Source organism: Chryseobacterium sp. BLS98 (assembly GCF_001045445.1).
Classification (GTDB): domain Bacteria; phylum Bacteroidota; class Bacteroidia; order Flavobacteriales; family Weeksellaceae; genus Chryseobacterium.
Genome location: NZ_LFNF01000004.1, coordinates 258,312 through 270,024 on the forward strand (window position 1 = coordinate 258,312; position 11,713 = coordinate 270,024).

General features: G+C 38.1%; 12 protein-coding genes. 2 read left to right on the forward strand and 10 right to left on the reverse strand.

Translation table 11 applies throughout. The features are described from left to right. Nucleotides 1-27: 27 nt before the first annotated feature. The 5 genes from ACM40_RS17095 to porQ form a co-directional block, all read right to left on the reverse strand. A complete protein-coding gene (locus tag ACM40_RS17095) occupies nt 28-525 on the reverse strand; it encodes a hypothetical protein (RefSeq protein WP_048504002.1) in 498 nt (165 codons plus the stop codon). Nucleotides 526-528: 3 nt separating this feature from the next. Next, on the reverse strand, nt 529-843 hold the full coding sequence (locus tag ACM40_RS17100; protein WP_048504003.1) for a phage holin family protein: 315 nt from the start codon (nt 841-843) through the stop codon (nt 529-531). Nucleotides 844-922: 79 nt separating this feature from the next. Then, nucleotides 923-1,273 (reverse strand): YtxH domain-containing protein, encoded by a 351-nt coding sequence (locus tag ACM40_RS17105; protein ID WP_040999207.1) that lies wholly within the window; start codon nt 1,271-1,273, stop codon nt 923-925. A gap of 95 nt (nt 1,274-1,368) precedes the next feature. Continuing rightward, nucleotides 1,369-2,043: a (d)CMP kinase gene (cmk, locus tag ACM40_RS17110; RefSeq protein WP_048504004.1), complete on the reverse strand. Its 675-nt coding sequence runs from the start codon at nt 2,041-2,043 to the stop codon at nt 1,369-1,371. Nucleotides 2,044-2,127: 84 nt separating this feature from the next. Next, the gene (gene porQ / locus ACM40_RS17115; RefSeq protein WP_048504005.1) at nt 2,128-3,120 is read right to left on the reverse strand and encodes a type IX secretion system protein PorQ; all 993 of its coding nucleotides are present in this window, start codon (nt 3,118-3,120) and stop codon (nt 2,128-2,130) included. A 166-nt stretch (nt 3,121-3,286) separates the two neighbouring features. On the opposite strand from porQ, the gene pyrH reads away from it, so the two are divergent. Continuing rightward, nucleotides 3,287-3,994, forward strand: a complete 708-nt coding sequence (gene pyrH, locus ACM40_RS17120) for a UMP kinase (protein ID WP_040999212.1) — start codon at nt 3,287-3,289, stop codon at nt 3,992-3,994. A gap of 123 nt (nt 3,995-4,117) precedes the next feature. Next, a complete protein-coding gene (frr, locus tag ACM40_RS17125; RefSeq protein WP_048504006.1) occupies nt 4,118-4,672 on the forward strand; it encodes a ribosome recycling factor in 555 nt (184 codons plus the stop codon). A gap of 184 nt (nt 4,673-4,856) precedes the next feature. On the opposite strand, the gene ACM40_RS17130 is transcribed toward frr, so the two are convergent. The 5 genes from ACM40_RS17130 to ACM40_RS17150 all read right to left on the reverse strand — a co-directional run bounded on the left by ACM40_RS17130 (nt 4,857) and on the right by ACM40_RS17150 (nt 11,370). Further along, entirely contained in the window at nt 4,857-5,528 is a 672-nt protein-coding gene (locus ACM40_RS17130; RefSeq protein WP_048504007.1) for a hypothetical protein, read from the reverse strand. Nucleotides 5,529-5,578: 50 nt separating this feature from the next. After that, nucleotides 5,579-6,370: a hypothetical protein gene (locus ACM40_RS17135; RefSeq protein WP_131705385.1), complete on the reverse strand. Its 792-nt coding sequence runs from the start codon at nt 6,368-6,370 to the stop codon at nt 5,579-5,581. A gap of 149 nt (nt 6,371-6,519) precedes the next feature. Next, the gene (locus ACM40_RS17140; RefSeq protein WP_048504009.1) at nt 6,520-7,974 is read right to left on the reverse strand and encodes an LptF/LptG family permease; all 1,455 of its coding nucleotides are present in this window, start codon (nt 7,972-7,974) and stop codon (nt 6,520-6,522) included. A 134-nt stretch (nt 7,975-8,108) separates the two neighbouring features. Then, nucleotides 8,109-8,756: a LolA family protein gene (locus tag ACM40_RS17145; protein ID WP_048504010.1), complete on the reverse strand. Its 648-nt coding sequence runs from the start codon at nt 8,754-8,756 to the stop codon at nt 8,109-8,111. A 64-nt stretch (nt 8,757-8,820) separates the two neighbouring features. Beyond that, nucleotides 8,821-11,370 (reverse strand): FtsK/SpoIIIE family DNA translocase, encoded by a 2,550-nt coding sequence (locus tag ACM40_RS17150; protein WP_048504011.1) that lies wholly within the window; start codon nt 11,368-11,370, stop codon nt 8,821-8,823. Nucleotides 11,371-11,713 lie beyond the last annotated feature (343 nt).

The following is an 11,713-nucleotide window of genomic DNA, read 5'->3' on the forward strand; positions in this document are numbered from 1 at the left end:
ACTTCTGAAATCTGATATCTTGTTAAACTATATCAACTGTTCCAGGCTCGAAACACTTTTGTTTTTCTGGTATACCTCAAGTTTTTTTCTCACATATTTAAGGGCAATAGGAGCGAGGTAGATCATGGCTGCACCCAGAAGTTTTTTCTTCCAGTTAGGGCTTTTCATGTTCTTTTTGGCATAGTTGCCCACCAAAGCTGTGATTCCAAGCTTTATAAGGCTGTCTGTCACATTCCCGCCCAATGCAGTACTCGCAATTCCCACAGCCGTTTGTTTATTGATGAACATATCTTTCACCTCGGAGGTAAGCTGCCTGGCAATAACATCTTTTCGGAGAACTACTTTTTCGTCACCGTCATCATCTACTTTTTCCTGCAGATACTGATCGGTAAGACCATTGGTGAATGCGCTCAGGCTTTCTTTTGTATTTTTAAAAGTAAGAAGGTCTTCCAGATCATTAATCTCGCTTTTAAGCAATTTTTTCTTTCTTCTCAATTCTTCAATGCTTTCGTAATTTCTGCCCATAGCTTAATGATTATGATTTAAAAATTTAATAACCTGATCTGCCACCCCGTTCACAATCTTATTTTTAAACGAAATGATAAATGCCATTACCACAACATAAAAACCTGCAACGATCAGGAATCCGTACGAGTAATTATCCAGTGCTTTTCCAATAAGAAAAGCGATTCCAAAATTGAAAAGGATAATAAAAAAAGCAAAAGCAACAAGCAGCACTACAAAGTAGGTGATGAGCCCTGCAGAAAGAGAGGATTTTTCGGTAGCTTCAATCTTCAGTAAATCTATTCTCTTTGATGCATATTCTTTAATAGTCTCTATCATTGTTTTTTTTTAAAGTTACAAAAAAAGGAACTTTCGCGCAAAAAGTTCCTTCCCATAATTTACTCAAAAAATAAACTATTTATTTTTTAAGATCATTCAGTTCCGTTTCTACATCCTTTACTACGTCTGCAGTTTTGGAAACTATCTGGTCTTTGTATTTGTCATATCCGTCTTTTACCGTATGAGCTACACTGCTGGCTGTTTCTTTGAAAGTAGAAGAAATATTGCTGTACTGGTCTTTTACTTTTTCAGAAACTTCACCATACTTATTTTTAGCCTGGTCTTTCAGGTCTCCTGCTTTATCTTTGATTTTTTTTCTGGTTTCTTTACCTTCTTCAGGCGCATAAAGCATTCCTAAGATTACACCTGCTGCAGCACCTGCAAGAAGTCCTGCCAATATACCTGCTGTATTTTTTCCGTTTTTAGACATTTTAAGCTTTTTTAATAGTTAATAAATATTAGTTTTTACTGTGTTAAAATCTACAATTTGTATACCAAAGGAGGCATTATGCCTATTAAAAATTGTTAAATCTTCTTGATATAGGATAAAATCAGGTCTATGGTCTGCTCTTTTGTAAGCGAGGTATTATCAATAACGATAGCATCTTCAGCCTGCTTTAAAGGGGCAATTTCCCTTTCACTGTCGATCTTGTCGCGGTCTATGAGGTTTTTTTTTACCTGCTCTCTTTCTGCATGGATTCCCATTCCTGCCAGTTCGAAATATCTTCTGTTAGTTCTTTCGTCAATGCTGGCAGTGAGGAAAAACTTATAGTCTGCATTTGGCAGAACTACTGTCCCTATGTCACGTCCGTCCATAATAATGCCGCCTTTTTCTGCCAGCGAGCGCTGGGACTGAAGAAGGAAATCCCTTACTTCTTTCTGTTTTGCCACAATACTTACATTGTCGGAAACTTCAGTAGTCCGGATTTGTTTGGAGATATCAATATGATTGAGATAAAGAATCAGCTCACTGTCCTGGTTTCTGAACTCAAGCTCGATCTGGTCTAAAGAGGAGAATAGATTTTGAAGGTTGATGGAACCGTCTTCATTCAGGCAGTTCTGCAGGGCAAACCATGTAATTCCTCTGTAAAGCGCGCCGGTATCCAGGTGTATGATTCCCAGTTTACTGGCAATCACCTTAGAGATTGAACTTTTTCCGGTAGACGAGTACCCATCGATAGCTATTACAGGTTTTTTCATACCGCAAATTTCAAGAATTTTTTTAAAAAATCAAGACAACACAGAAAAAATCTTTATTATTATGAAGATTCTGTCAGGATGGAATTATTCTCCAGCGTGGCTGCTAAGGTCCATGGAAATCCCTATCTGGTTCACATTGGAAGAGTTATGGTAACGGATATGGGCATAATCTATACGGAATCTCCTCAGCTTAATTCCAAATCCTCCGGAAAGCCCGGAAAAGTTTCTCTGATCTGCAACCGCAAGTTCGTTTCCTCTTTTGGCATTATAACCCAGCCTAATATTAAAGCTTTTTTCAGGGAAAAGTTCTGCTCCAATGGAAAAGTGGTCTGCCAGCTTTCTTCCGAATCCTACTTCCTGACCGTTTACATTATATTCCGAAGAAATGTCAAACTGTTGAAGGTCGTGGGCTGTAATGGTAACGGCAAGAGGGATAGCTTTCAGGATTCTGGTATATCCAAGGTCTACCCTGAACGGAAGGTTTTCTCTGGTTCCATTGAAGGATTTCAGCTGAAAACCAAAATTCCTCGCCACCAATGAGAGAACTTCTTTATTCTTTTTATTATGGTAAGCCACTCCTGCAGTTCCGGAGATCGCAGAAGAGGTATAGTTGTCAATTTTTGAAGTGATGAAATTAATGCCGCCTCCAATGGTCCAGTCTTCTTCAAACTGGTAGGCATAGCCTGCGCCGATAGCTACATCCGAAGCTTTGAATTCACCATTCTCTTCACCGCTTTCATCGGTTCTGGGAATGCTTCCGTAGCTCATGTACCTGGCATTGATGGTTGCCATATGTCCGTTGTCAAAATCTCTGGCATAGGCCACCGTTCCGTATTTGGAATCTGCAAGGTAAGCTGCGGCATTCACGGAAAGCTGTTTGTCTGAATCTCTATTTAAAAGGGCTGGGTTTGCAATAGCAAAGGAAACATCATGGTCTCTGACGGAAATTGCATCGCCACCTAAGGCAGCCTGTCTGGCAGATACAGGGATGTTTAAGAAAGGATAAACATTTGTTCCTGTTTGCGCATAAGAAACAATTCCTGACAGAAATAATGAAAAAATGACAATTTTCTTCAATTCAATTTATAATTAATGCAAAAATAATCCTTTTTCGTACTTATCAAAATATTTCTGACATTATTTCTGCGTAAATATTTTTCTTTATTCAATATTTTTAATGATTATATTTGCAAAATCAAATTCCGGAGAAAATCAGTCCGGGAAAATTTATTAAAAATTAAAGATGAAATATAAAAGAATCCTTCTGAAACTGAGTGGTGAGGCCTTAATGGGGAACAGACAATATGGTATAGACAATGAAAGACTGCAGGAATATGCAGCTGAGATCAAAAAAGTAGTAGAAAAAGGCTGTGAGGTAGCGATCGTTATTGGAGGAGGAAACATTTTCCGTGGAGTAGCAGGAGCTGCCAAAGGAATGGACAGGGTGCAGGGTGATTATATGGGAATGCTGGCAACGGTGATCAACGGTATGGCTCTTCAGGGGGCTCTTGAAGATGCAGGAATCAAAACAAGACTTCAGTCTGCCATCGAAATGGACAAAGTAGCTGAGCCTTTCATCAAAAGAAGAGCAGTAAGACACCTTGAAAAGGGAAGAGTAGTGATCTTCGGGGCAGGAACAGGAAATCCTTACTTTACAACGGATACAGCAGCAACTCTGAGAGCCATCGAAATTGGTGCTGATGTAATCTTAAAAGGAACAAGAGTAGACGGAATCTACGACAGTGATCCTGAGAAAAATGCAGATGCTGTAAAATACAATTCACTTTCATTCGATGAAGTGTATGCTAAAAACCTTAAAGTAATGGATATGACTGCATTTACTTTAAGTCATGAAAATAAATTGCCTATTATTGTATTCGATATGAATAAGGACGGGAATTTAGAGAAAATTGTGGATGGGGAAAATGTAGGTACTTTAGTTGATTTATAGGTAGAAGGAAACAGATAATAGGTTACAGGTAAAGGAATATTACCCATTGCTTATTACTCATTACTGATTATCTATCAACCATCATTTATAAAAATGTGTAATTTATCAAATTTTAACTATATAATGGAAGAATTAGATCTTATATTAGAATCTGTAAAGCACGACATGGACGCGGCTGTAAAGCACTTGGATCATGCATTTCAAAGAATTAGAGCAGGACGTGCTTCTACGTCAATGGTTCAGGATGTTATGGTAGAATATTACGGAGCTCCAACTCCTTTAAACCAGGTTGCCAACGTTTCTGTACCGGATGCAATGACTATTTCTATTCAGCCTTGGGACAGAACTGCGATTGGTGCTATTGAAAAAGCGATCATCAATTCAAACCTGGGCTTTGCACCTTCTAATAACGGGGAAAATATCATTCTTAATGTTCCGCCTTTAACAGAGGAAAGAAGAAGGGAACTGGCCAAACAGGCTAAAATAGAAACTGAGAGTACAAAAGTAACGATAAGAAATGCAAGACAGGACGGTTTGAAAGAGCTTAAAAAGCTGGAAGGTATTTCTGAAGACGTTGTGAAAGGAGTAGAAGAAGAAATCCAGGGTTTTACTGACAAATACGTAAAGCTTTGTGAGGATCACCTTAAGACGAAAGAGGCTGAAATTATGAAAGTGTAATTTCCAACTATAAATTATATAAAAGCACCTGTAAGAGGTGCTTTTACTTTTTTATAATGACAGAGTGGTTTTGAAAATGGCCATCGGCGAGATTTCGTTTGAATTTTTCTGAGGTAAAGAGTCTATCTGATAAACCAGTATTTTTTTTTATTTCTATAGATTTAAATAGAGTATATATGATTTTTTACAGACATTTTATCTCTCCTTTTCTATCTTTGTTTCTTAACAAGGACTGATAGGTTTTCATCAACTCATTAGTATTGCATTGGACTTCTTTGCTCGGAATAGTATCGGGAGAAGGTTTTGCTTTATTATCTGATCGTATGCTGTATTTCTTTTCAAGGCATTTTAGCATTTTATCATTTTGTAAATAGATGCGTGTTTCTGTGATATCATCTTTGGTAATTGGTTTTTCGGGAGTTCCACCATCAAAATTCCAAACTGTTTCCTGCCTGAAGACGAAGAATGGCTTTCCGTTTTTAATGAAATACTTTTCAGAGGCCGAAAAATGACTGTGTTCGGCATAAAAATGTTCAATCACTTTAATTTCATCCTTATCCGAATAAAACTTCACTTCTCCGAAAGGCTCTTCATTGCAATTGTAGGTAAAGCCTCCGGAGCTGAACCTTTTTGATTCCAGCATGGTTTGGAGGATTCCGTATTCTTTTTTTATTTCTTCTATAGGATCTGTTGCGGCAGTAGTGATCGGATCATTGTTGACAATAATGCTGTCTTTGGGAGTCGGTTGCTTACGGGCTGTTTTATCTTCATTATTTTTACACGAAAAGATAAGAGGCCGGCTGCAACGAATAGGATTTTCATACAGTAATTGGTTTGGTGATATATAAAAATACAAAAATTTAAAGCTAAAAAAAGAGGCCTCTATTGAAAGCCTCCAGTTTATTTTTATTTACAGTTCTCGTTGTAGTCTGTGATAACTTCTTCAACAATTTCCGGAACATTGGACATCACGTCGTCAATCTGGCTTTTGATTAGTTTTCCCAGACCGGATCTTTTCTTTTCATCATTTTTAAGGGAAGCATAAGAACCGCTTGTCAGTTTACCTTTTGCATAGCTGCAGTCAGCAATGATCATTTTAGCTTTGGCTAAAGTAAGTTCCTCTATTTTACCTCCTTTTTTAGAATAGATGTAGGAAGGTGAATTTCTCATTCTTTCGGTTTCCTTTTCTGCTACAGCAATCTGACCTCCGGCAGAGAATGTAGTAGGGTAACCATATAATTTATACACCTTGATTTTACCGTCTTTTACCACTTCTGCAAACTGGGTGCTTTTGGTAAGGTTGTTGAAAGCTTTGATATTGCCACTTAAACCGCCTGTTGCTGTATTGAAGCCTTCTTTGGTATTGGTGTACTTAATCATTTCAAAATGCCTTTCATTGTTGTTTTCATCAAAAGCCACATATTCTTTAATGTCGTCTGAATCCAGGGTTTTAAATTTCTGTTTCTTCTTAGACTTATCAATATCTGAAACAGCAATAAACTTTACTTTTTTCTGATTATTCCACGGGTTCATGGCATCTCCGTTCAGTCTTACGATTCCTTCCGTCTTTTTTCCTGATTTATCAACAATATAGCCGTATTTTTCATCCGTCCTCAATTCGTAATCCGTATTGTCTTCCTGTGCATAGGCGTTGAAAGAAACCAATGTAAACATTCCCAATAGTAATGCTTTCTTCATAATTATTATAGTTTTTAACATTTTTTGTAAATATAGCTTTTTATCCTTTACTGCAAATGAAATAAGATACCACAACCAATCCAAATAAAAAAGGCCCGGAAATTCCGGGCCTGTATATTGTAATGATTAAATTTTTTAATCTTTTAATTTTATTGATATCTCTTATGCTCTTTGTTTTTAGAGAACCTCCTGGTAATAGGTTTGAACAGTGCTTTATACTTTTCTGCATCAAACAGCTGTGAATCGGTAAGTGCTTTATAGGTCATCCAAACTCCGAAAGGCAAGAGAATAAGATTAGGAAGCCATGCCGCCAGATAAGGACTCATTCCTCCTCCCCATGAAATATTCTCAATACCCAGATTCATCACATAGAAAATAATGAAAATAATGATTGCAATGATCACGGGAAGTCCCATACCTCCTTTCCGGATAATGGAACCCAGGCTAGCCCCGATCAGGAAGAAGATAATACACGTTACAGAATAGGAAATAATTCTCTGCTGGTAAATCACAACCTTACTGAAGTATTTGATATTGGAGCCGAATTCATTTTTCTTTCCTGACGCTGTAGTTTTCAGATTGTCCAATCTGTTGTAGGCATTATAGATCATTTCAAGCTTTTTATCCTGTTTTACCGTATCAAGCTTGATCTGCTGTTTGGCAACTGCTTTGGATTTGTTTTTGTCCATATAGCTGATCACTGAATTGGTCTGGCTCAGAACATCAGCGCTGATATTCTCAAAATAGGCGGCATTCTCTTTTTTGTTTTTGGCAACTGTTTCATTAAGCTGGCCATAGGTCTGAAAACGGTAATCGTCCGTGATCTGTTCCTTTTCAATAGCTTTATTAATGACTTCACTAATGTCAAAATGCGAGACTAAAGTATCAAATTTAATGGCCTGATCCGGCTGCTTCAGCCTTACATTTTCACCTTTTCCTGCAAAGTTGTCTTCAAATATGTAGCCGTTATAAAGCTCCAGCTTCAGAAAGTTTTTATTGGCTGCGGGAACAAATTTACCCTTTTCAGCTACAATAGACTGCTGGTTTTCATAGGTGCTTGCTTTTCTGTGGACAAAAACCCCTTCAATGTTTTCACCGTTCTCACCATAAATCTTATCAAATTTCACCATATATCCCGGAAGCTGGTCTATAAACTGGCCGGGTGTGAAATTCAGGGCAGGCTTGGTTTGTGCAATATTGAAAAGCATATTTTTTGCCTTTTTCTGAAAATCGGGAATGATATTATTGGAGAAAAGAAAGAGCAGGACTGCCAGCACTGTTGCCACACCCATCAAAGGAGCCATTACCCTGGTCAGGGAAATTCCGGCGGCTTTCATTGCAGCAAGTTCGTACCGTTCCCCAAATTCACCGAAGGACATAATGCTCGCCAGGAGGATGGTAAGTGGAAGCACAAGGCTGATAACACTCACTCCGAGATAGAAGAGAAGTTTGAGGATCTGCCAGTAGCTTAATCCTTTTCCCATGAACTGCCCCAGCTGAACCCAGATAATGTTTACAATAAAAATGAAAAACAAAACGCTGAATATAAAGAAAAACGGTCCAAAGAAGGTTTTTATGATATATCGGTCTAGTATTTTTAACATGGGCCAAAATTAATCAAAAAGCCACAAAGTTTACTTGTGGCCCGTGTAATTTTTTTACTTAATAACAAAAAAGTTAAAAGGCAAAATTGTGGATTGGCTTATTCGCTTTCTTTGCCCTTTTAGCTTTTCACTCTTTATAATTCCGTGATGATGTAATTCTTGAATTTATTCTTATCAAAAACAAACATATTAGGATCCAGGGTTTGGTTTTCCTTATATTCTTTAATGGCAATCACTGCAACATCTTTGTTGCTTCCGTGCTGTTCAAGCTTTACCATCTGTTTTTTCGCAGAATCTACAAAAAGGTATACATACTGGATTCCATTGGATTTGATTGGAGTCAGTTTAATGAAGTCTGCATTTACTCCGTTTACATTTTTTTTACCGTTGTAGGTAACATTATAGTCGTTTCTGTATGTACTAAGATAGTTGATAGGGGAGAACATGCTGCTGCTGCCGTTTGGTTTTGCAATGGTCACTTCCATATCATCCGCATTGATATTGTAGATTTTATTTCCGTCAAAGATCTGTTCCGTATCCATGATCTTCAGCTTATATTTATCTCCGGCAGAGTAATAGATTCCCGGCTCTGTTTTGGTCACCTGTCCGTTCACTCCGGTTCCGAAGGAAAATTTGAAATAAGAATTCTTTTTAGAATTATAGTTGGCGGTGATATCATCCAGAATCTTTTTAGCTTTGGCATCAATCTTCTGTGCATCTGCGAATCCTACAGCACCAATTACGAAACTTCCGACTATGATTTTTGAAATAGTATTTTTCATTTTTTATTTAATAAACTTTAAACATTCCAGTGCTTCAAGGTTTATTTTATAAAGCACTTTTCCTTTAATTACGCAAATCTTCCAAAAACTGTTCCAAAGAATGAAGATCACTGATAATGACCTCTCTGGCTTTTGCCCCGTTGAATCCTCCCACAATACCGGTAGCTTCAAGCTGGTCCATAATCCTTCCTGCTCTGTTGTAGCCCAGCTTAAGCTGTCTCTGAAGCATAGAAGTAGATCCCTGCTGGGTAGAAACAATGATTCTTGCTGCCTCTTCAAATAAGGCATCTTTTTCATTTGGATCGAAAGCACCTACTGTGCTTGAAGAATCTTCAGAAACAAATTCCGGAAGAAGGAATGCAGATGAATAACCTTTCTGCTCACCAATATATTCAGCGAGTCTTTCCACCTCAGGTGTATCTACGAAAGCACACTGAAGTCTCAAGATCTCATTTCCGTTAAAATAAAGCATATCTCCTTTTCCGATCAGCTGGTCTGCCCCCGGAGAGTCGAGAATTGTTCTTGAATCCACACTTGAAATTACTCTGAATGCAGCTCTTGCAGGGAAGTTAGCCTTGATCATACCTGTAATTACATTTACAGAAGGTCTCTGGGTGGCAACGATCAGGTGAATTCCCACGGCTCTTGCAAGCTGTGCCAGTCTGGCGATAGGAAGTTCCACTTCTTTTCCTGCTGTCATGATAAGGTCAGCAAATTCATCTACCACCAATACGATATAAGGAAGAAAACGGTGTCCGTTTTCAGGATTCAGCTTTCTTTCTGAAAACTTTTTGTTGTATTCCTTTAAGTTTTTACAGAATGCATTTTTAAGCAGGTCATATCTGGTATCCATCTCTACACAAAGAGAGTTCAGGGTGTTGATTACTTTATTGGTATCTGTAATGATGGCTTCATCAGCATCCGGAAGTTTAGCCAGATAATGTCTTTCAATTTTTGAATATAATGAGAGCTCTACCTTTTTAGGGTCTACCATCACGAATTTCAGTTCGCTCGGGTGTTTTTTATAAAGAAGAGAAGTCAGAATTGCGTTAATCCCTACGGATTTACCCTGACCGGTAGCGCCTGCCATCAGTAAGTGAGGCATTTTGGCAAGGTCGGCCATGAATACTTCGTTGGAAATAGTTTTTCCGAATACGACAGGAAGATCCATATCCGTATTCTGGAACTTGTGCGAGGCGATTACCGAACGCATAGAAACCATGGTAGGATTTTTTCTCGGAACTTCAATTCCGATAGTTCCTTTTCCGGGCATTGGTGCAATAATCCTGATGCCTAAAGCGGAAAGATTCAAGGCAATATCATCCTGCAGCTTTTTAATGGCAGACACTCTGATCCCTGCTTCCGGAACTATTTCATATAAAGTAACGGTAGGGCCGATGGTAGCTTTGATCTCGGAGATCCCAACATTGAAGTTTTTTAAAAGCCCTACAATCTTATTTTTATTTTCTTCTAATTCTTCCTTATTAATGGAAATTTCCTCGCTGCCATAGTCTTTAAGCAATTCCACAGTTGGCATCTGGAAACCTGCAAGATCAAGCTTATGATCATACAGTCCGTGCTTTTCTACAAGTTCCTGGGATTTTCTGTCTGAATCATCCAGAACATCTATTACCGGGGCTACTTCTACATTGAATTTAATATTATCCTGATTCGCAGAAGGTGTTACCGGAGGAACAGGGGAAATTGCCGGGCTGACAGGCGCCATATCAAATGCCTGCTCCGGAGTTGAAGTAGGTACTGTCGGTTTTGTATTCAGGTTTAGGCTGATCGGTTTTTCCTCCTCTTCAAAAGAAGTATGGTTGGGGGTTACAATCGTTTCTATGTCTGCTGTAGGCTGAACTTCTGGAAACCCTTTTGGTACATTTACCGGTTCCTGTTGTTTAGCTTTTGGCTTTTCTGAAAGATCTGTAACGGTAACATTAAGACCTGCTTCTTCAGCAGCCTCCTCAAGTTCCGTATCGGCTTCAAAGTTTTCCTCTGAGCTTGGCATCATAGATTTTACTCTGCCGATGGTATTGTCATTAATCTTGTCAAGTTTGGATTTAATAGAGCTCGGCCGAAGATTAAATTCAAGAATGAAATATAAAAGTATGCTTGCAGCCAATACCACCCAAAGACCTACAGGTCCAATGATAGCATTCAGGTAATCCATGATCTGGTATCCATATACCCCTCCCAATACACCTTGGCCTTTCGTTACTGCTCCCATAAAAATAGGAAGCCAGCAGATGAAAAACAAAGAATGGCCAATAGTTTTCCATGGTTTAAAGGTTCTTTTTTTAAGAATCAGAGTTCCCACAACCAAAAACAGGAATGCAATAATGAACGATGCGATTCCTATGCTTTCGAATATAAAAATATTTCCCAGCCAGTCGCCAACCTTTCCGAATATATTTGAAGATTTTATAGTTTTATCTGTCATTGTCCCTGCCTGGCTCTGGTCCGCTTTCCAGTTCATCAGATAAGAGATGAAAGAAAATGCCAGAACGACAGAAAAAAGAATGAAGGTAAGCCCGAAAAATATACGTGGCTTAGATAAGATTTTGCCTTTGTCAGGCGATTCAGCTGGTTTTGTCTGTGTCTTTTTATCCATAATATCAATGTGGGCAAATTTAATGTTTTTTCAACATTAATAGAATCTTTTTTTGTTCAAAAAGATAGCGTAATTTAAGGTTATTTTTTAAAATTATACTTCGTTTTTAAGATATTTTTTTTCATTAAAATGCCATGCGGCAGGCACTTTTAAGTTGATCCGGACGCCGCATTTATTCTTCAACTAATTTTATTCCATAAAACTTTAAAATTTGAAAAAGATGAAAAAAAGTTTAAAAATATCTTAGATTATTTCTTTAAAATCCATTTAAGATAACTTCCTTGAAGATATATGGAAAAGCAGCCGGTTGATTATCTCGGGTGAGTTGGGTAGGAATAGACTA